Below are 231 nucleotides of genomic sequence, written 5' to 3'. Positions count from 1 at the left end.
GGTAGTGGTCACAGCCTTGCCGAGTTCGGCAACCTCGTCGTCAGCCTCTTCAATGGTCTCGATTTCGCTGACTGTGCCCCAGTCGCCATCAGCGGCAAAGAGCTTGGCTGCGCTGAAGAACGCAAGTCGCAAGGCCGCAAGAATAGCCAGCGCTAAAATGGCGCCGAGCCCGCCCCAGACCATCTGCCAAATCAGGCTAGAGGTGACTGCGGTAGTGTTGCCGGAGATCAA

Annotated in this window: 1 protein-coding gene; it reads right to left on the bottom strand. The window is 58.9% G+C overall.

What is annotated here, in order from left to right:
• Positions 1 to 231: hypothetical protein (locus tag EIK80_RS25915; protein ID WP_199743663.1), on the bottom strand; the 231-nt coding region annotated here is incomplete at both ends.

The organism is Caulobacter sp. 602-1, from assembly GCF_003931565.1.
Lineage (GTDB): Bacteria > Pseudomonadota > Alphaproteobacteria > Caulobacterales > Caulobacteraceae > Caulobacter.
The sequence above is the reverse complement of the archived record's forward strand: the minus strand, read 5'-3'. Positions and strand labels throughout refer to the sequence as shown.